Source organism: Streptomyces sp. NPDC004284 (assembly GCF_042874035.1).
Taxonomy (GTDB): Bacteria; Actinomycetota; Actinomycetes; order Streptomycetales; family Streptomycetaceae; genus Streptomyces.
The window spans coordinates 268,935-288,627 of record NZ_JBIAMJ010000008.1 but is presented as its reverse complement, the minus strand read 5'-3'; the positions used below and the strand labels follow the sequence as shown (position 1 = coordinate 288,627).

Genomic DNA, 19,693 nt, shown 5'->3' with positions numbered 1-19,693 from the left:
GTTCGGCCACCGCTCAGTGCGGTGCTCACCTCAACAGGTTCTGGCTCATCTTCTGTGATCGGCGCGCCTCCATGAGGACTGCATAAGGCGCACGCTACCTGCGATGGATCGCCCGCGAGCCGGGCACAAGGGGTGGGATTAGGGGCGGGATAGATGAGAGCGTTGTGGGCCTGTGGCCTGGCACTGGGCATGGCCGGCCTGGTGGGGCGCACCGGCACGGCGCAGGACGCGGAAGGCGTAGCGCAAACCGCAACACCCTCTCCCGCCATGCTTGCCATCAGCGGCTCGGTCCAAGTCCATCTGTCCATCGACGACACCGGCCCTGCGATCGGCAAGCCCTGCACGCCTCCGCCGAATGCCAAGACACAGATCGGCATGAAAGTCCGTGTTACAGATGAAACCGGCACAACCCTTGGGAGTCAGACGATTCAGAACGGCCTCACCAGGGGCTCCACGCTCAAGGCATGCGGGCTCGACTTCCCCTTCAAGGTCTCCGGCGCACCCGAGAACTACAAGCTGATCGCCGAAAGCTTCCCTCCGATGCCCTAACACCCGCGCAGACGGGGAGCAGAAGGGGATCAAGGGTGGGCGCGGCAGCGATCATCAGCGCCGTCCTGCACGGTGTGACCGCCGTAGCCGTCGCCCACTGGTTTCCATGGCACGCCCGCCGCAGGGCACCGCCGGATGAACCTGGGCCGGGGTCGGAGCACTTCGCGTCGGCCCCCATCACGTCGATGTCGAACTAGTCTTCGCATCATGGCTTTGCGACCTGATGAGTTCTACGACCATGCACTTGCGGCCTCGGACGCCGAGCATCGGCTTCCGCTGGCACGGATGACCGGCTGGGACATCAGTCCGTTCGAGGAGGGGGGACTGCGTGTCTCGCCCCTGCGGCCGCCGGTCCTGCCCGAGCCGGCACGGCACGGCGAGGACCCGTCGGACTGTGATGCCTGCCGCGAGCGTGGTGAGGGGATCTGGTTCAACGACAACTGGCGGCTCACGCGGATCAAGGGCGTCGGAGTGCCACTGGTGCTCATGCTGCATCCGCTCGACCATCACGACATGGCCGACCTGCCGGACGAGCTGGCAGCCGAGCTGGCAGCCGAGCTGGGCGTGTTGACCACGCACATCGTCCGTCACGTGCAGGCCCTGCCGCACATCTCGCGCGCCCATGTGTACCGGATCGGGGACGGTGGGGCGCATCTGCATATCTGGTTCTTCGCCCGGCCCGCGGGGCAGGCACAGTTGTACGGTTCGTGGCTGCCCGTGTGGGACGACCTGCTGCCCGAATATCCGGCGGACATCGCGGACGCGGATGCTGCGACCGTCGCGGACGCATTGACCGCCTCCGCGGGAGGCCGCCGACAGGCCACCGCCGGGGACGAACCCCACGACTGATCCCCGCGGCAGAGCTCCGCGTCTGCTCGCCGAGCCGCACATGAGGCCGCCGCACAAGGCATGGCCGTCGCCGAGGGCAAGGCTCACCGGACTCGACCGACTCTCCCCTCTCGTGACCCTGGTGACCGCGCTCAGCAACGGCGCTTTGCCGGTGCTCGACGATCCCGACCGGGTCGAGCTCACGGCGCGGTCGGCCGCCCCGTACCGGCGGACGGCGCTGCTGAGCGAACTGAAAAGTGGGCGCGGTCCTGGCTCGGCCGTTCGCGGTGCGCGAGCCCGCCGGGGTGAGGGGCGTTTCGGTGCGGGGGCCACGGCCATCGAGGAGGCGATTGCGCAGGGGCGTCTCGTCGCAGAGGGAGTGCTGTGGAAATTCCGGCACGACCTGATCCGCCAGGCCGTGTACGACAGTCTCGCGACGCCGGTGAAGCATGCGGCACTGCGCAGGGAGGCGGGTTCGGCGCCGCATGCGGCCTGCGGCGCCCGGCGAGGGGACACGCAGGCGCTGCGGATCCTGCGGGACACGGCCGACAGGATCGTGGTCGCCGCGCCGGGGGCGCCGACGTTCTGCTGACCCGGCTGGTCGAGCTCGGCCGACGCGGTGACCGGGACCGGGCCGCCGACGTCTGCGGGGCGCTTGCCACCCTGTCGTTCAGAGGACGCATGGACGAGGCGGTGGAACTGGCCGAAGCCGAGTTCGCGGCCTCGCCTGATCCGACCTCCCCGGCCACGGTACGGCACGGTGTCGCGGCGGCGCCGAAGGCGCCGGCCGGACTCCAGGGGTCCTCGCGCTGCTGGGCCTCTCCCTGGCCGATGAGGGTGTACCCCGATCGATCAGGCGCAGTTGTGGTCCTCGCGCGCACACCCTGATCGACGGCGCTCTCCCCCGCGAGCGAAGACCCGAGCCGCGAAGCCGCCGTCACGGCCGGGACCGAGACAGTCCGGCCGGGCAAGGCCTCGGGGTGCGGTGGTGAGCGGCGGCTCGTGTCGAGGCCACAAGCGGATGACCGGTGCGACGACTGGGCCGCTGCATGCGCCCGGGTCCGCTACTCGTACGATCCCGTCCGCCGGACAGAACCTCAGGAGGGACGTAATGACCGACCCCAATAACACCCGACCTGCCGCCGGGGAGGCGCCAGGGGCGTCACGGAGCCGACTGCAGCGCCTGATGCGGTACATCCCCTTGATCGCACCTCTCCTTCTGTGGTCCGTGCCGTGCTGGGTCCTCCTGTACGCGGGGCAGCACTGGCCACTGCCTGTCGTGATGACCGGCACCGCGCTGTTCGCCCTCGGTCTTGTCGCCATGCCGCTCGCGATGGTGCGCGGCCACGGGCGACGTCAGCAGGACTGGGCCGCGATCGTGGGCGACACCTTGCTGGGCAGCATGTGGGTCCTGTTCACCTGGTCGGTCCTGTTCGGCGTCCTGTTGCGGCTCGCCCTGACCGTGGCCGGTGTCGGTGACGGCCAGGACCGCGCGCGCATCGTCACCTGGGCGGTGCTCGGCCTGGCCGCCGTACTGCTCTTGTGGGGGTACGCCGAAGCCCGGCGCGTGCCGCGCGTGCGCCGACTCGAGGTGCCGCTCCCGCGTCTGGGAGTCGGGCTGGACGGCACCCGGGTCGTTCTGATCACCGACACCCACTACGGTCCGCTCGACCGTGCCCGCTGGTCGGCACGTGTCTGCGAGACGGTGAACAGCCTGGAGGCCGACCTGGTCTGCCACACCGGTGACATCGCGGACGGCACGGCCGAACGTCGTCGCGCCCAGGCCGCTCCTCTGGGCACCGTGCAGGCGACGCGGGCCCGTGTGTACGTCACTGGCAACCACGAGTACTACAGCGGGGCCAAGGGCTGGGTCGATCTGATGGACGAGCTCGGCTGGGAGCCGCTGCGCAACCGTCATCTGCTGCTCGAACGCGGCGGTGACACCCTCGTGGTCGCAGGTGTCGACGACGTCACCGCCGAGTCCTCCGGACTGGCGGGGCACCGCGCCCACCTCGCCGGAGCCCTCCAGGGCGCCGATCCCGACCTGCCCGTCCTCCTCCTCGCTCACCAGCCCAAGTTCATCGACCGGGCGGCGGCCCACGGCATCGACCTCCAGCTCTCCGGCCACACCCACGGTGGCCAGATCTGGCCCTTCCACTATTTGGTGCGCCTCGACCAGCCCGCCGTCGCCGGCCTCAGCCACCACGGCGCTCGCACCCTGCTCTACACGAGCCGCGGCACCGGCTTCTGGGGCCCGCCCTTCCGCGTCTTCGCCCCCAGCGAGATCACCTTGCTCGTGCTCCGCTCCCCGCAACGGTCCGCCTCGTCCTAGGTCTCGCACGCGGACCCGCCGCTGATCGGCTCGCTCCCGGAGTCCCGTACGGCCGATGGGAGCAACACGCGTCTCCACCTGCGTACGCCTGCCCGGTGCCCCGCACGGTGCAGGTGACCGACAGCGGATCGACGAGCCCTCCCCGCCCCACCCACACGGGCCGCCCCGCTGGACCGCCCGGATCGACAACGCTTGCCCCACCACCGCGGCCGGTCTCGCACGGGTGTTTCAGCCCTAAGGCCTGGGCGCGCTCCAGGTCCCGCACTGCGAGGTGAAGCGGATCTCCACGGCGGGCCGCCACGGCTGCCGCCGCCGCGTCCAGGATGCGGTGCAGGACGGGCACCGGGCTGGCTGGATCGGCGATGGCTACGCGTGCCGTGTCGGGATCGTGCAGCAATCCTGGAAGGACTCGGGACGGCAGCCGCGGGCTTCGCATCGCGATCTCGCGGACGCCGGCCGCGGGGCCGCTCGGCAGCCGCACCGCGTCGGCCGGTGACAGCCGGGGGTCCTCGGCTACGCGGCGGCGCACCTCGGCTTCCAGGTCGCGGGCGAGTCGCGCGACGTCGGCAGTCGTGGGCTCCGGGTCGTCCGCATGCGGACGACCCGGAGTGCTGGCGAGCGCCGACGGGCTTCGTAGCAGCGCAGTCCGCAGCGTTCGTGCGGCGGCTTGTCTCCGCGGCCGTCGCGGCGATCGTTCCGCAAGCGGCCCGGGCCGAGATCGGTGGGGGAATCGGCCACGAGGTCGTCGCAGAGGCTCTCTTCGTGATCGACCACGATGACATGCCCGAAGTGTGGGCCCGGCCGGGCGTCGGATCGCCCGGAACTCGTCACCGCGTGGCTCCCCGGCCGGATCCAGCCCGGTGAGCCGGCCAGGCCCCTGCACCACGGCGTCTGGCGCCGTACTCGGTGGGACGTCAGGGTCGTGCTGCCGCGGTTCTGCCGTCGCCCGTTCCTGAGCCGCGGGTCCGCTCCGGGGTTATCGGCCTGTCTCCGCGGTGTTCACCATGGCCAGGCGTCGGTTGTACTGGATCACGTCGTACTTCTGGTCACCGGTGACCACAACCTCCCGGCGCGTGGGAGTGGCGGGGAAGAAGTCGTCGGCGTCCACCGGTGTGCGAGCGGCCACGTACGCCTGTCCTTGAGGGAACGTGTACACGTTGAACCGCGTCTGTTCCGAGGCAGGCACCCCTTGGGGGTACTCGTCGGCGCGAGGGTAGGCCGTTGTGTAGAGGGAGACCGACTCCACCCCGCTCGCGGGACGAACGATCCGCGCGTTCGGGGCGAGGCGGGTGTTCACGCCCGCCGGGTTGTGGATCCATCCCTTCTGCCCGCCGAACCAGATGGCCGTCCAGTCGCCTCGCACATCGGCGACCACGAATTCCTGCCCCCACACCGCGGTGGATCCCCAGTCGTCGATGTGGTCGGTTCCCGCCGAACCGTCCGGATGGAGGGCAAGGTCGGAGACGAGCGGGGCGTCGTCGCGGGGCTCCGTACGGACGTAGAGGAAGTTCGAAGGCTGTGTCTGGGTCCGGCACGTCGGGGCGCACACCGTCACCGTCTGCGGGTTCTTGCCGTACGTCGGGGCGATCGTGACCGCCTGTCCGATCGCGATGTCCCCGCCCGTATCCGCTCCCCCGGCCGCGCGCGCCAGGCGGTGATCGGCGTCGAGGAGAGCCATGAACTTCTCCCAGTCCCAGTAGGGGCCGGGGTCCCAGTGTGCGTCCGGCGCGCGGGCCGGCCTCGGCGGGAGGACGTTGTCGTGTCCGATGATGTGCTTGCGGTCCAGTGGGACGTCGAAGCGCCGTGCCAGGTAGAGCACCAGCGCGGCAGTCGCCTTGTACTGGGCCGGAGTGAACCAGGTGGGTCCCTGGGCGGCGTATCCCTCCAGTTCGATACCGATGCCGTGCAGGTTGGTCCAGTAGTTACCGGCGTGGAATGCGACGTCCTTGGTGGCAACCATCTGGGTCGCCTCACTGCCGTCGGCCTTCATCACGTAATGCGCGGAAACCCCGCTGACGGGATCCTGGAACCAGCTGACTCCCCCGTCATAGGACCCTTCGAGGTCATGGATGACGATGAAGTCGACGTCCATGCCGTTCGAGTTTCGCGCGGACACCTGGTAGTTCGAGGCAGCAGCGGGAACGAACCGGCAGTTCAGCTCGCTGGGGCACTCCGGCACTGCCGCCGCGGCCGACGTCCGCAGCCCCAGGGACGCGAGCTGTGACCTCGTCGGACGGACGGACGGCGTCTTCGGCAAGGACACCCTCTGGCCGTCCTTGCGCACCCTCTGCCTGCCGCTGCGGATCGCTTCGAACACCCCGTCGGCGAACCGTCCGGCCGCGGTGGTGTCGGAGGCCTGGCTGTAGTGCGCCACAGCCCCGTACCAGCCACCTGGGTCGAGCGGCATCTCACGGGTGATCTGCCGCTGGTACGAAGCGAGCAGTGCGGCGCCGCCTCGAAGGTTCTGCAGTTCGTCCCGCTTGAGAGTGCGGGGCGCGACGCCGATCATCGTGGCGGCGGCCTGCAACGTGTGCTCGGACGGGTCGTCGGTGCCCGTGGCGTCCACCGGCCCTTCGCCCGGACGATGGTCGTACGCTCCCCCGGACGTCGTGTCCGTCAGGTGCATCGGACCGTATCCCCCCTTGGTGCTGGGGCGTCCGTCATTGGCCTCCCACCACGAGGACTCGTAGCTGACGCCGAGAAGCACTTCCTTCGGCACACCGAATTCCGCTGCCGCTTGCTCGGCCGCCCGCTCGAAGCCTCCGGGCGTCGCGTCGAAGGGCCGGGCATTCCCAGCGGTGGCGCATCCCCAGACCAGGGCTACCGCCACTCCCGCAGCACCGAAACCCCGGTGCCGCCTGCGTCTTCTGGTCACACCATGTCCATTTCTCTATGGCGGTCGTCGTTCGGTCAAGGCCGATGGCGCGGCCGCCACAATCCTTTGGACGGGACCCTCCCGATCCCACCGACACGCCGAACAGACGCACCCCCGTCACCAGACCAGAGCAGCGATCCCGCGCGTTTCGACCGGTGCCCGTACCGCGGCCAGGGCTCGGTTGTCAGTGCGCCGAGTGAGGACGAGTTCACTGCCCGGCGGGCGTTTGAGTCCGGTGGTGCCTCGCAGGCCGGCTCCCTGGTGGGCACGGTCGGCGAGGATCGGGATGCCCTGACGCCGGCAGATCCGGATGACGCGGTGGGTGCGGTGCTTGGCCGAGCAGTCGGCCCGGCTGTCGCCGACGCGGTCGCATTCGGCGACAGCCTCGACAGGAGGACGAACTCCGGATCATGCTCGCGCAGAGTCTTGAGCAGGCCCGGTACCCGGTCGACGAGCAGACCAGTCACTGCGGTGACGTGGGCGTGGACGGTGCCGACCGATGCCCCGAAGCCGGCCGCGATCCGGGTGAGGGTGTCGTGGCGACGCAGGTACACCAGAGCGACGAGCTCCCGCTGGTGCGGCGGAAGCTTGCACCGTCGGCCACCCTCATGGGTGACGATGAGCATCGTGACCCACTCGACCAAGGCATGTAGGAGGTCGAGTGCGGCAGGACAATGAACCGACATGACTCCTGTGCCGCTGGGTTGACACTTCGAACACCTCCACCGACGGCACGAGAGCCTTGTCCGTTGCGGCCCTCACTTCGGTCTCGTCAGCCTCACCCGATCAGCGGCCACACCGAGAACGCTCGCTCATCGCTCATGGTCAGTCGTGCACAGCACCGTGCCGGCGTCAGCGGGGTGGCGGCGGTAGGACGCCGATCCGAACACTGTGGAGAGCGCGCAGCCGGTGGATTTCCCACAGGGCAATCAGGGTTGTTGTTGCGGCCCCGCCAAGAGGGAGCAGCGGTGAGACGTCCGGCCATTGCATGAGGGGGAGCAGCAAGTCCTGCGCGGCCATCTCCCAGACATATCCGATGGTGATCAGGGCCGGCAGGGCGGGGTGGATCTCCATCGTGCGGAACATGTATCGGTGGATGGCCGGTATGGCGTGAATGAAGAAGCCGACCATGCGGGCTGTGGCATAGATCGCGAGTACCGCTGCGGCGATGAACAGCACCGTGCCCAGCGCCACGGGAAAGCCGTCCACCTTGATGTGGCCGGTGATGAAGACGGCCAGTCCGACCCAGAGCGCGCACACGACCAGCAGGTGCCCGAAGAACGCGATGAACGCGGTCAGTGGACCCCACAGGCGGGAAAGCAGTTCGCCGTGGATCTGGTGGCGAACGAGCGTGAGATAGACCGTCACAACGACAAGCGCGGACAGGGCCAAGGCCACGGGCGCCGCAAGGAGACGCAGTCCGGCGTCCGCCGCCCACGTCAGCGCGTGCACCTGGTACTGGAAGGCCAGCGGGACCTTGACCACCGTCATGATCGCCAGCCCCGCCCAGAAGCGAACGGCCGGCAGCATGCTGTTCATCGCCGGAAGCACGGTCTGCGGCAACGGCTCCATCCAACGGCGCGCCAGAACCCCGTCCTTGTCCAGGACCCGCCCCCCGACGCCACGCCGATCACTCGTGTAATCGTCCACGGGCCGATCGTGGCACCAGGGATGGCCCGGACGGAATCGCTCCGCAAAATAGCCCCCTGAGCGGAGACATTCGCAGACCCGGCAGGGTGAGCGTGGCCGGGGCGCGTCATTTCAGCGGGGCTCGTCCTCCTGGTGAGCATGCATCGATGAGCGGTCGTGCGCGAACGAAGCCTTGGCCGCGGTACGGGCACCGGTCGAACGCGGCATGACACGGCCAAGTCATGGCAGATCTTCCGCGGATCCCGCATCAGCCCCAACCGCATGACCGTCCTCACCAAAGCCGTCCTCACCCTGGAGCGGCACCGCTGAAAAACGCTCGCTGGCGGCCGGCCCAGCCGGGTCATCGTCCACAAGGGGAGCTTCCTCGACGCCATTCCGGATGACCTGTGGACCCGCCGGCTGGGAGAGGTGGGACATGCCCTGGGCTCGGCCGAGAAGGAGGAACGCAAGGAGTTCGTCGCCTGGGTGAACAGCCTGGAGCTGGCCCGCTTCGGTGGCAAGTCGGATCCCGCGCCCCCTGAGAACGTCCACCAATTGCGTATCGTCGGCTACCCCGAGCGCGTCATCCCCCTGCCCAAGGACTACGAGAAGTCCGCCATCGGCGCAGACGGCATGCGTCCGGCGGACGGAATGATGGCGGATGCCAAGTACGTACAGGACGCCGGCAACGACTGCAGGAAGAACACCTGGCGCCGCCCGTCCACCTTCGAGAGCGCGCTCGAGAAGTACCGGCAGGCAATGAACGAGCACCGACAGATCCGGGGATTGGGAATCGTCACCAACACCAAGGAAGCCGCGGCGTACCGGCCGACGCTCATGGTCTTCCAGCAGCTCCCCGGCATCGCTCGGTACGTGAATGACCCGCCCCAGGAAGGACACCTCCCATGACGCACGATGACGGCGACCGGACCACGTTCCTGTTCTACGCCCCGGAGCGGGAGCCGCACGCCTGGGGCCTCGACCTGGCCGGCCTGGGCGAAGTCCTGCGGGAATCGTTCCCCGAGGCCCGCTACAAGGTCCGCCAGGACCACACGCACCAGGGCGAGCCCTATCTCGCCTTCTGGGTGGGCGCCGACGACGGCACCGAGTACGACGGCACCGCCACCGTCCACGGCCGGGACTGCGTGATGCTGGCCGATACCACGGCAGGTGAAGCGGCCCCCTTCCTGCTCTGGCTGCGCGACACCTACCTGCCCGCCCCCGGCCTCGTCCGCTTCAGCAGCGAGCCGGCCGTGGAGCGGGGTATCGAGACGGACTGGCGCCTCCCCGCCAACGGCGACATGGCACGAGTGGCCGACGAACTCCGCCACCACCTCTCGGTCGTGGACGGGGCCTGACTCACTCCACCAGAGAGTAGGGCGGTGCACGGTGTTCGTCGGGTGTGGCCGACTCTCAAGCCTGACGCACCACCAGAAAGAGCGTCACGAGCGTCGCCTCAGCGTCAAGACATCGCCCGCAACGCCCACACCACGCATAAAGCGGGCCCGCAAAATAGCAGGTCAGGTGCCATGAATCCTTGTGCCACCACGCCCCCGGCCGAAGCATCTCGCCGAACGCCACCGGAGAGCGCGACAGTGTCGGAAGTCTGCACGCTGCGAGCGTGCGGCTCCCGGCGCCGGGTGGGACGGGCGGTCTCGCGCTCGGGACACGGAGAGTTCCCGCGTCCATGGCGGGGAATAGCGGGTGGGGGTGGCCCCGTTGCGGACTGGCATGACGGCGCACCGCGCCATCCGTTCACAAGGAGGGACTGCCATGAGGATCGGCATCATCGGGGCAGGCAACATCGGCGGCAACCTCACCCGTCGTCTCACCGCCCTCGGGCACGAGGTGTCCGTCGCCAACTCCCGGGGCCCGCAGACGCTCACCGCCCTTGCCGAGGAGACCGGCGCCATTCCCGTGCCGGTCACGGAAGCCGCACGGGACGCTCGGATCGTCGTCGTCACGATCCCGCTGAAGGCCATCCCGGACCTCCCGGCCACCGGGCTCTTCGAGGGCGCCGCCGAGGGCTTCGCCGTGATCGACACGGGCAACTACTACCCGCGCGAGCGCGACGGGCGCATCGCGGCCATCGAGGACGAGGGCCTGACCGAGAGCCGCTGGACCGAACGCCACCTGGGCCACCCGGTGGTCAAGGCCTTCAACGGCACCTACGCGCAGGACATCCTCGACCGCCACCGCCCGGCCGGCGACCCCGAGCGCATCGCCCTGCCGGTCGCCGGCGACGACGAGCAGGCGAAGAAGGCGGTCCGCGAACTCATCGACGAGCTCGGCTTCGACACGGTCGACGCGGGCGGCATCGACGCCTCCTGGCGCCAGCAGCCCGACACCCCGGTGTACGGTCTGCGCGGCGGCGTGGAGGCGGTCGAGCGCGCCCTGGCGGAGGCGTCGCCGGAGCGCCCGGAGGCGTTCCGCGGCTGACCGACGGCCGGGACGGGCCTCCCGACGGGTCCTAGACGAGTCATTCCGAATGATCAGTGGTCGTAGGCGATCAGTGATCGTGTGACCGGTCGGCGGGACTTGTGGTTGTGCCAGATGGCGGCGACCATCGCGAGGATGCGCTGGGCGGCGCCCTCGAAGGTCCGGCCTCCGTGTTGTTCCAGGTCGAGCCGGCCTTTGAGGCTGCCGTTGAGCGACTCGATCGGCTGCCGTACCCCTTCGGGAGGCTCTCGCCCTTGCTTTTCTTCTCGTGCTTGGACAACGGACGCAGCAACTCGGCACCCCGCAAGGCCAGGTCGACCTCTCGGCTTCTTGGCCAGCGGCAACGCGGCCCGCAGCGGCTTGTGCCAGACCGGCTGCTTGGGGTGCGTGCGGGAACATCGTCCCCAGACGGGAAGCCACAAACCGCGGCCATCCCGACTCCGAGGTGAAACCCAGCAGCGCCGCCTGCGCGACGGCGAGGGTGACCGGCTCGGAATCTGTCGACCTCGGCGGTCGGCCCAGCCACCGGGCGCCTCCGATCTCGTCATCGAGCTTCACGTACAGCGCGGTCAGCAGGGCGTCCAGGCCGTCCGTCGCACAACGATCCTGGACACCCTGCCCGTGTGCCCGATGTGACTGATTCAGCAGGCGAGTTGAGTGCCTGCCTTGACGTCCATGGCGGCGAGGGGCCGCCAGTCGACGGGGACGTCCCGCATCACCAAGGCGCTGTCCAGGGTCGCGGTCCCGGGTGGGAAGCGGTCCGGGTCGTCGAAGAAGGAGGACGTGGCGGCGTGGACCTGGACGGGTTCCACGTGCCAGGCGTCGGTGTGGAGTTGCACGCCGTCCAGGGAGCGGCCGGACGGGGTGACCGAGAAGCCCCTTGCGCCGTCTTCGAAGAAGCGGGAGGCCTCGGCGAGATCGGTGAAGAGGCTGCTGCCTCGCAGTTCGTCGGCCGGCTCGACGGTGACGTCCACCCGGGTGTGGCCGTCCCGCGTGGCCAGCGCGATGCGCATCCGGTCGGGTGCTTCGTGGACGTCGAAGTCGGCGAGGCCGTGTTCGCCGGGGAACATGCGCCCGCCGGCCCAGGCGACGATGCGTGACGCGGTGTCGCGGCGTGGGATGTAGACGCCGCTCTCCACACCGTCGGGTCCGTCCCATTCGACGGCGATCCGGTGCGCCGCGTTCTCGCTTCGCAGGCCCAGCGCTCCGGGTGCCCACGTGGGCCGCACCGTGCCGACGCGCAGCAGGCAGATACCCGCGACGGCGTGGCCGCGCACCAGTTGCGGGCGCAGCGGGCCGGGGAGCAGACGTGCCGCGGCGTCCGGGGCGACCCGATAGTTCACCAGCAGCCGCCGTTCCACGACGCTGGACAGGCGTGGTTGCCTCATGACTCCTCGTTCCCCGCCGCGGGGCGGCGGTTGTGACGCATCACTATCTGCTCGGGGCACACGGCGCTGAGGAACCGCCCGACGGAGTTCGCCAGGCGATCGGCGACCAGTGTGTAAAGGATCCGGTTGCCGTCCCGGCGTTCGGTGATCAATCCCGCACTCTTGAGCACGCCGAGGTGCCGGGAGACGGACGGCGCGCTGATGGGAAACCTGCTCGCGATCTCACCGGCCGCGAGTTCACCGCCTCGAAGGTCTTCGAGGATCTGACGCCTGGTCGGATCGGCGAGGGCGCGAAAGGCCCCCGCCTCGTCATGGAAACCTGCCATGGCCCATATTTAGCAGATTCGCTAAGCACCTAACAAGGTGGCAGGCCAAGCCCCTTCCGCCCGCGCCACCCGCCGGTCATCACGCCCGCACTCCCCGAGTGGCGCCCTCACCGGCCGGGCGAAGCACTCACGCCGAACACATCGTCAGCATCCGGAACGGCTCGTCTAGCAGAAGCGTGCCGCTGCCGTACGCACAACCGGCGAGGCCGTCCCCCGGGGAGCGGTGCGGTGGGACGATCGGGCGTCACCACCCACCAGGAGGGGTCATGGGCAGGAACATCCGCGAGCGACTCGCCGAGCTCGGTCTGACGCTGCCGGGGGCGAGCGCCCCGAAGGGGGCCTACGTGCCCGCGGTGCGCAGCGGACGTCTGGTCTTCATCGCGGGCCAGATCCCGCTGACCGACGGGGAGTTGACGGCGACCGGGCGGGTCGGGGCGGAGGTGTCGCCGGAGTCGGCGAAGGAGCTGAGCCGCCAGTGCGCGCTGGCGGCCTTGGCGGCGGCCGACTCGGTGGTGCCTCTGGAGGCGGTGACGGGGGTGGTGAAGGTGGTCGGATACGTGTCCTCAGCCCCCGGTTTCCTGGGGCAGCCGACGGTGGTCGACGGGGCGAGCGAGTTGCTGATCGACGTCTTCGGGGACGCCGGCCGGCACGCGCGCAGTGTCGTCGGCATGGCTGTGCTGCCGCTGGACGCCCCCGTCGAGATCGAGATCGTGCTCGAGGCCGCGGAGGACGTCGCCGTGTGACGTGAAGGGCGGCGTACCGCCCTCCGGCACACCGCCCTTCCGTCGCGTCCCCTCCCCCGGCTCCGTCAGCCGATGGGGACGGCGGTGCCCGTCACCTCGATGCCGCTCGACCCGTCCGCCGGGACGCCCACGGTGAGGAGGCTCGGACGGCCCATGTCCGCACCCTGGTGCACTGTCAGGACGGCGGGCGTGTCCACGAGTCCGAGGGCGCGGAGGTAGCCCCCGAGCGCGGCGGCAGCGGCGCCCGTCGCGGGGTCCTCGACGACTCCGCCGGGCGGGAAGGGGTTGCGGACGTGGAAGACGGTGTCCGACTCGCGATGGACGAGGGCGATCGTGACCCAGTCGCGTCGTGCCATCAGGGAGCCCAGCGCCGCCATGTCGTAGGCGAGGTCGCTCAGCCGGGACCGGGTGGCGGCGGCGATCACCGGGTGCCAGGCGCCGGCGTAGGCGGCCCGGGGCGGCAGGGCGGGATCGAGGTCGGACACGGACCAGCGCAGGGCGGCGAGGAGCTCGGCCAGGTCCGCGTCTCCGATCGCCTCGGTGCGCGGGGCGACGCTGACCAGGGTGGCGACGACGGTGCCGTCCGGGCGGGCCGAGGTGGTCACCGGGACCGGTCCGGCCTTGGTGTGCAGGAGCAGTTCGCCGACGCCGTGCCGGTGCGCGTGGGCGACGGCGGTGGCGATGGTGGCATGGCCGCAGAACGGAACCTCGGTCTGCGGGCTGAAGTAGCGGATGTCGAGCGCCCCGTCGGCGCGCGGGACGGCGAACGCCGTCTCCGAGTAGCCGACCTCCGCCGCGGTGGCGGCCATGGTCGCCTCGTCGATGCCCGCGGCGTCGAGCACCACACCCGCCGGGTTCCCGCCGAGCGGGTCGGTGCTGAAGGCCACGTAACGCAGGATGTCCATCGCCCGAACGTATCCGCTCCGTCACGCGAGCGTCAAAGCCCTTGTGTCGGAAGGCCTTTGGCGATCAGCCGTTCGGAAGCAGCCGGTCGAAGGGGTTTTCAGGCCCAGGTGAGCAGCTGCCCGGTCGCCGCGACGCCCACCGCGAATCCCAGTGCGATTCTACGGGCGCCCCGGCTCGGGCGTACCGCGTGGAAGTAGCGGGGGTCGATGAGCAGGGCTTCGCCGACCTTCGGGGTGATCTCCAGTGACTCGGCGTCCCGCACGACCGCCTCGTCGTAGCCGTACGAGGCGGGCAGCCGGTAGGTCTCGTCCTCGGGCTGCCAGCGGTGCCGCCACAGGACCGTCTCACCGCCCGAAGGCGGCACGCTGAGATAGAGGTTGAAGGCGAACTGGCCGATCAGAGGCGTGTCGAGGAGGTCGTCCTCGTACTCGCGCAGCGAGTCGTCGAAGTGCACCCGGAAGCCCTGGTTCGGCTCCCTGGCCACCCCGGCACCGAGCTCGCGCCCGCCCCTCCGGCCGACCTCCACACCGCCCGGCCAGTGGGCGCCGAGCCCCTCGCGGCAGAGGGCGAAGGGGTCGACGGAGAGGCCGAGGCCCTGCCAGGCCTCGCGATGGCGCTCCAGCGCCGTCCAGTAGCTGTCGGCGACCCCGCCGTCCGCCATGTGGTCGCTGATGCCGACGCCGAACCGCATCACCCGCGGCTGGACGCGGGCGCTGCCGTACGAGTCGAAGGCCCGTTCCTCCAGGGCCGCGAGCACCTCCGCGCACCGCTCCGCGGGCAGGAACCCGGGCACGCGGACGGCCGCGTACCGGCCGGCGGCGAGACCGGTGAGCAGCTCGCGGGTGAAGGCGGACGCGCTGGCGACGCGGAAGAACGGATCGTGCAACGCTGTGGACGGCAGGTCCCGCGTGAAGTTCCCTGTGGTCATTCGTCGGCCCCCGGCAGTCTGAAAGACAACGGAAAACGGTGGCGCCTATCCGGGATGTGCTCCGCTGGTGGTGCGGAACGCGGTCTTCGCGTCGAGTTCGAGTGCCTGGCGTCCGGCTTCCAGGGCCTCCATCGCGACCTGCCGGCCGAACTCGGCCTGCATCTCCTCCAGCTCGCTTCCCGGCGCCCCCCAGGTCGGGGACTCGTCGTCATAGGAGTCGGCGGGGTGAGAAGTCATCGGCGGACCTCCGAACGTTTCAGCAAGGGACGCGTCACACAGGGTGAGGCACGGTCAGGCTACGCGCAAGCCCGCCGGGGCCGGTGCGGTTTCCCGGCATTCGCCGCGACGTGGAGGTTTCAGGAGGGCATCTCCCTCAACCGGTCGAGCAGCGCCCTGACCTGGAGCAACAAAGGATGATCGGAGGGCACCACCCGCTCCAGGTCGCGCTCCAGCGCCCGCAGTGTGTTCACCGCTTCGGGGGTACGCCCGAGCATGCCCAGGCGCACCAGGGCGTGCGTGTAGCGCAGCCGCATCACGAGGTTGGAGTCCTGCGCCTGGGAGGCGTCGCGCAGGGCTCCGCCGATGACCTCCTCGGCCTCCTCCGCACGGCCCTGGGCGAACAGCGCGTACGTCAGGGTCTCCCGGACCCGGAGGGTTTCGGGGGTGGCCGGCGGCCAGTGGTCGCGGCGGCTGATGGCGAGGATCTCCCGGGCCTCCGCCTCGGCCTCGCGGTGGTTCCCGAGGGCGTGCATCGTCCGGGCCAGGGTGTGGCGTACCACGAGGGTGTCGTAGTGCTCGGGTCCGCGGACCTGGTTCTCCGCCTCGACGATGGAGCGCAGCAGGACCTCCGCCTCGCCCTCGCGTCCCTCCTGCTCGTTGATGGCGCGGGCCAGCTTGTGCCGGCTGGCGAGGGTGTCGGCGTGGTCCTCCCCGAGGATCGCCGTGCGCGCCGCCACGACCAGGGTGAGGACCTCCTCCGCCTGGCCGAGCTGCTCCCGGTCGAGGTGGATGCGGCCCTGTTCGTGGCGCAGACCCAGGATCTCGCGGTCGTCGCGGTGGAAGCCGTACGAGGCGCAGTGGTCGATCAGCGGAACCACCAGGGCGGACGCGGGGCTGAGGAGTCCGGCGGCGATGAGGTAGCGGGCGGTCAGCCGGGCGAGTTCGAGGGCGTCGGTGCGTACGGTGCGGTCGTTCAGCTGGAGATCACCGAGCAGGCAGGTCCGCGCGACCTCGAGGGCGTGCGGGGAGAGCGCGGCCCAGAGGGGCCAGTTGGCCGGGTGGTCCGGGTTCCGCGAGTCCGTGGCCGCGAGCAGCATGCGCAGGGCCAGGCCGTGGTAGTCGGCGGGCCTCTCACGGACCTCCGCGTCCTCGCGCAGGACGCCGTGCACGACGGGGTGCAGGGTGAGCAGGCCGGCCAGATCGGGGTCCGGCACGTCCTCGCGTTCATAGGCGTCCACCAGGCCGAGTTCTTCGAGGCCCTTCAGGGCCGGGCTCAGCGAGCCGACGGCACCGGGGAAGAGCGGGGACTGCGCGAGGGCGGGTCCGGAGAGCAGGTGGCGGTACGGGATGGGGGCGATGCTCAGGCAGGCGAACACCTTCAGCAGTGTCGGGGCCTGCGGAAGGTCGTGCTGGGTGAGCAGGTCCATGCCGATGCCGCAGACCTTCTCCACGATCTCCCGGCCCAGGAGCTCGCCGAGCTGGGGCCCGTCCTGGCCGAGGGCGGTGCCGGCGCCCGGCTCCACGACGCGGCGGAAGGTCTCGAAGTCCCTGATGTCGCTGTCCAGCCGGATCCGGCTGTCGTGGACGGCCTTGATCACGTCGGCCGCCTGGCGGAGGGCGAGCGGGAGCCCGCCGAGCTGCCGGGAGAGCCGGCGGGCGTCCTCGTTGGTCCCGCCGAGGCCCGCGGTGCGTTCGAGCAGCATGGAGGCGCCGTCGTTCTCGTCGAGCGGCAGGACCTGGTGGATGCGGCCTGCGTCGCCCCAGGCGTTCCGGCTGCGCACCCGGCTGGTGACGAGCACCGTCCCGTTGGCGTTCTTCGGCGTGCGCAGCCAGCCGGTGCCCCGGGACACCGGTCCGTCGGGCGGGCCGAGCCGCTCCGGATCGTCGGCGTTGTCGAAGATCAGCAGCCACGGGTCGGGGCAGTCGTCGAGCAGGGTCCAGACGAGGTCCATGGCCGTGCCGACGAGCCAGGCCCGTTCCACGGTGATCGACGAGGCGCCCAGGTCCCGGGCGATCATCCGCATGCGCAGGTTGAGTTCGGGGGTCGACACCCACCAGACCCGGTATCCGGCCCGCCGGGCCCGGTCCGCGGCCTCCAGGGCGATCCGGCTCTTTCCGGAACCGCCGAGTCCGGCCACGACATGGACGTGCTGCCGTGCCTCCTCGGACAGCAGGTCCGCGACCAGAGCCAGCCGGTCCTTGCCCTTCAGCTGCCCGTCGGCGAGCTGCCCGAACGGCGGCGGAGGGAAGGCCACGAAGTCCGGGAGCAGTGGTGTCGGGGGAACGGCGAGGCCGGGCCGGGGACGCGGAACGTCCAGCGCCCTGGATTCCGGGGCGGATCCGGCGCCCCGACCAGGGACCTCCCCGTGTTCGCCGATGGACCGGGCGGGGGCACCGGGGGCGACGGCTTCGTCCTGGCCGGGCCCGTCCGCCTCCCGCGCCGCCTGCTCCCCCTGTTCCCGCCGGGCCTCCTCGGCCACCTTGATCAGGGCGCGCTGGACGGCCTGGTAGGCGGCGGCCTTCCGGTCGGCGGGCTGGACGATGCTGAAGTGGTCGGCGGTGACCACCCCGCCCTTGGGGAAAGCGCCCCGGGCCACGACCGGCGGTACGACCTCGTCCGCGGTGCCCCCGTAGGCCAGCACGGGGATCGGGCACTCCTGGTCCGAGTACCCGCGGGCGTGCACCACCGAGCTGAGCACGGTCCGCTGCGCCTCGGTCACCGCGCGGTCGAAGGGGCGCAGCTGCCGCTCCTGCGGGTTGCGCCACAGCGGCAGGGCCTTGCGGACGGTGAGGAAGAACCCGGATCCGGTGTTGGGGCAGGCGAACATGGTGAAGTGCTTGATCCGGGTGAGCTCCCGGCCCTCCCCGTTCCACAGCTTCCGGGCCAGGAACCGCTGCACGACCAGCCCGCCCTGGCTGTGCGTGACCAGGACGATCCGTTCGGCGTCGGCGAGCTCCGTCTCCAGGAACGTGCCCAGCTGGTCGGCGACGTCGTCGGTCTCGGCGACCCGGCGGTCGGGCCGCAGCCGGACGAAAGGGGAGTCGTACTGAAAGGTGTGGACGCTCACCCAGCCGGCGAGTTCCGGGTCGTCCGCGATGAGCGCCTCGAACGCCTGCCACACCTTCCCGGAGGAGAACAGCCCGTGCACCAGAACGAGGTCGACGCGCGTGGAAGCCATCGCGAACCTCCGCAATCAGAAGGGATGCTGAAATGGAGTCAGTTCGATCGCAGATGAAACGGTTGCCGTGTCAATGATGCACGAGGGGCGACTGATGGGGCCACAACGAGACAACGCGACCCTCTGCCACCCCTCCTGCTCACGAAGTACCCCCCACGCACCCCCGACCGTCGCCGGCTCCCGGCCCCCGCAGCCGCGCAGGTGCATATGGAACAGGGGGTCGCGCCAGCCGCGTGGCGGTGATGGTGCGCAGGGGGGCGCGGCGCGGGGTCTGCGTGTCCATGACGGCAGTCCACCAGAGGCGCGGGGCGCCGTGCACCGTGCGGGGTACTCAGGCGGACGGGCGCCGGTACTCATTCCCGGAGGGCCGCGGGCCCTCCGGCGCCCGCAGGACCCTGAGGTCGGAGCCGTACCGCTGCACAGACTGCCCACCGCCGACGCCGATCCGCTGCCGGACGCGGTGCCCGAAGGCCCGCTCGCGGCCCAGTGGCACCGGGACGAGGCCGCGACGCTGCCGGCCGGCGCGGTGCCGTTGCCGACCGAGGACGGCTGCCCACCAGAGGACGTCCGGCCACGTTCCGGCGCGCGCCGCTGAGGACGTGCCCGGGGTGCCGAAATGATGGAGTGGTCCGTGCGCATGCGTCCGCGTGGGCACGGACCGCGGTGAGGATCCGAACGCAAACGGGCGGTGCACGAGCCGGCCGCCGACGAGCAGGAGGGGGCCTTGTTCACGGACGGCATCCGCTGCCCCGTCCATGCCGCCGATCCCGCGGTCGGCCTGTGGAAGCTCGCGGCCTCGGACGAGGCCGACGTCTTCCACCTCGTCGGCACCGACACCCTCAGCCGCCACCGCCGGGCGTGCTCATCGCCCGCCGCGACGGCATCGCGACCTCCTTGCTGCCCGCAGACCGTCGTGCGGACACTCGGCTGCCGGGAGCACTGGACGTGCGCCTCACCTCGGCGCGGTCGAGTGTCTCGGGGTCCAGGGGCAGGCGGGCGAGTTCCTAGACGATCTCGTCGATCAGGAGCCGGGTGCAGCCGGGAAGCTGAAGGGCGGCCTGGTCGATGTTTCGGCCTGCCGCTGGACGGTTCCATCGCCCTGCGTCCAGGCCGGGACCGTGGCGGCAAGCCGCTCGTGGGTTTCGCGGGCGAGCGGGAGGTCCTTGCCGTGCTTGGCAGTGGGGTCGTGGACGACGCTGCCGTACGCCATCTCATCGCCCCGTCAGGATGATGTCGAGCATCGAGGCGCCGGAGGCGAGGCAGATCCCGTGGCGGCGGAGGAACCGACGCTCGGCCTGCCACTCCTGCCAGGTGAAGCCGGCCCGTCCGGGGGACGGCGATGCCGCTGATGC

Annotated in this window: 17 protein-coding genes and 2 pseudogenes; 9 read left to right on the top strand and 10 right to left on the bottom strand. The window is 70.5% G+C overall.

Annotated features, from left to right (window positions below; translation table 11 throughout):
• Nucleotides 1-189: 189 nt before the first annotated feature.
• From ACFYUS_RS22785 to ACFYUS_RS22770, 4 genes are all read left to right on the top strand, one after another.
• Nucleotides 190-549 carry a hypothetical protein gene (locus tag ACFYUS_RS22785; protein WP_388854859.1) on the top strand — a complete coding sequence of 120 codons (360 nt, stop codon included), beginning with the start codon at nt 190-192 and terminating at the stop codon, nt 547-549.
• A 207-nt stretch (nt 550-756) separates the two neighbouring features.
• Complete coding sequence (locus ACFYUS_RS22780; protein ID WP_388854857.1) at nt 757-1,398, top strand: hypothetical protein; 642 nt, start codon at nt 757-759, stop codon at nt 1,396-1,398.
• A gap of 112 nt (nt 1,399-1,510) precedes the next feature.
• Entirely contained in the window at nt 1,511-1,969 is a 459-nt protein-coding gene (locus ACFYUS_RS22775) for a hypothetical protein (RefSeq protein WP_388854854.1), read from the top strand.
• A 519-nt stretch (nt 1,970-2,488) separates the two neighbouring features.
• Nucleotides 2,489-3,709: a metallophosphoesterase gene (locus ACFYUS_RS22770; RefSeq protein WP_388854851.1), complete on the top strand. Its 1,221-nt coding sequence runs from the start codon at nt 2,489-2,491 to the stop codon at nt 3,707-3,709.
• 976 nt (nt 3,710-4,685) lie between these two features.
• Here ACFYUS_RS22770 and ACFYUS_RS22765 read toward each other — a convergent pair.
• The 3 genes and pseudogenes from ACFYUS_RS22765 to ACFYUS_RS22755 all read right to left on the bottom strand — a co-directional run bounded on the left by ACFYUS_RS22765 (nt 4,686) and on the right by ACFYUS_RS22755 (nt 8,234).
• Nucleotides 4,686-6,539, bottom strand: a complete 1,854-nt coding sequence (locus tag ACFYUS_RS22765; RefSeq protein WP_388854848.1) for an N-acetylmuramoyl-L-alanine amidase — start codon at nt 6,537-6,539, stop codon at nt 4,686-4,688.
• Between the two features lie 171 nt (nt 6,540-6,710).
• Nucleotides 6,711-7,270, bottom strand: a pseudogene (locus tag ACFYUS_RS22760) (transposase family protein); the annotation flags it as partial.
• A gap of 166 nt (nt 7,271-7,436) precedes the next feature.
• Entirely contained in the window at nt 7,437-8,234 is a 798-nt protein-coding gene (locus tag ACFYUS_RS22755) for a hypothetical protein (protein ID WP_388854845.1), read from the bottom strand.
• A gap of 160 nt (nt 8,235-8,394) precedes the next feature.
• Between ACFYUS_RS22755 and ACFYUS_RS22750 the strand changes: the two are divergent.
• The 4 genes and pseudogenes from ACFYUS_RS22750 to ACFYUS_RS22735 all read left to right on the top strand — a co-directional run.
• Nucleotides 8,395-8,543: pseudogene (locus tag ACFYUS_RS22750) on the top strand (IS5/IS1182 family transposase); the annotation flags it as partial.
• A 99-nt stretch (nt 8,544-8,642) separates the two neighbouring features.
• Nucleotides 8,643-9,122 carry a restriction endonuclease fold toxin-2 domain-containing protein gene (locus tag ACFYUS_RS22745; RefSeq protein WP_388854842.1) on the top strand — a complete coding sequence of 160 codons (480 nt, stop codon included), beginning with the start codon at nt 8,643-8,645 and terminating at the stop codon, nt 9,120-9,122.
• On the top strand, nt 9,119-9,571 hold the full coding sequence (locus tag ACFYUS_RS22740; RefSeq protein ID WP_388854839.1) for a hypothetical protein: 453 nt from the start codon (nt 9,119-9,121) through the stop codon (nt 9,569-9,571). The genes ACFYUS_RS22745 and ACFYUS_RS22740 overlap by 4 nt, the downstream gene beginning before the upstream one ends.
• Before the next feature lie 373 nt (nt 9,572-9,944).
• A complete protein-coding gene (locus tag ACFYUS_RS22735; RefSeq protein ID WP_388854836.1) occupies nt 9,945-10,652 on the top strand; it encodes an NADPH-dependent F420 reductase in 708 nt (235 codons plus the stop codon).
• Between the two features lie 641 nt (nt 10,653-11,293).
• Here the strand turns inward: ACFYUS_RS22735 and ACFYUS_RS22730 are convergent.
• Together ACFYUS_RS22730 and ACFYUS_RS22725 are read right to left on the bottom strand one after the other, a co-directional pair.
• Nucleotides 11,294-12,040: a DUF2071 domain-containing protein gene (locus ACFYUS_RS22730; RefSeq protein ID WP_388854834.1), complete on the bottom strand. Its 747-nt coding sequence runs from the start codon at nt 12,038-12,040 to the stop codon at nt 11,294-11,296.
• Entirely contained in the window at nt 12,037-12,366 is a 330-nt protein-coding gene (locus ACFYUS_RS22725) for a metalloregulator ArsR/SmtB family transcription factor (protein ID WP_388854831.1), read from the bottom strand. The genes ACFYUS_RS22730 and ACFYUS_RS22725 overlap by 4 nt, the downstream gene beginning before the upstream one ends.
• Nucleotides 12,367-12,632: 266 nt before the next feature.
• On the opposite strand from ACFYUS_RS22725, the gene ACFYUS_RS22720 reads away from it, so the two are divergent.
• Nucleotides 12,633-13,109, top strand: coding sequence for a RidA family protein (locus ACFYUS_RS22720; protein WP_388854829.1), 477 nt, complete (start codon nt 12,633-12,635; stop codon nt 13,107-13,109).
• Nucleotides 13,110-13,174: 65 nt separating this feature from the next.
• On the opposite strand, the gene ACFYUS_RS22715 is transcribed toward ACFYUS_RS22720, so the two are convergent.
• The 5 genes from ACFYUS_RS22715 to ACFYUS_RS22695 form a co-directional block, all read right to left on the bottom strand.
• Nucleotides 13,175-14,014, bottom strand: coding sequence for a PhzF family phenazine biosynthesis protein (locus ACFYUS_RS22715; RefSeq protein ID WP_388854826.1), 840 nt, complete (start codon nt 14,012-14,014; stop codon nt 13,175-13,177).
• A 98-nt stretch (nt 14,015-14,112) separates the two neighbouring features.
• Entirely contained in the window at nt 14,113-14,943 is an 831-nt protein-coding gene (locus ACFYUS_RS22710; protein WP_388854823.1) for a proline hydroxylase, read from the bottom strand.
• Between the two features lie 45 nt (nt 14,944-14,988).
• Nucleotides 14,989-15,180 (bottom strand): hypothetical protein, encoded by a 192-nt coding sequence (locus ACFYUS_RS22705; RefSeq protein ID WP_388854820.1) that lies wholly within the window; start codon nt 15,178-15,180, stop codon nt 14,989-14,991.
• A gap of 119 nt (nt 15,181-15,299) precedes the next feature.
• Entirely contained in the window at nt 15,300-18,341 is a 3,042-nt protein-coding gene (locus tag ACFYUS_RS22700; RefSeq protein ID WP_388854817.1) for an alpha/beta fold hydrolase, read from the bottom strand.
• A 1,021-nt stretch (nt 18,342-19,362) separates the two neighbouring features.
• Nucleotides 19,363-19,551, bottom strand: a complete 189-nt coding sequence (locus ACFYUS_RS22695; RefSeq protein ID WP_388854815.1) for a hypothetical protein — start codon at nt 19,549-19,551, stop codon at nt 19,363-19,365.
• Nucleotides 19,552-19,693 lie beyond the last annotated feature (142 nt).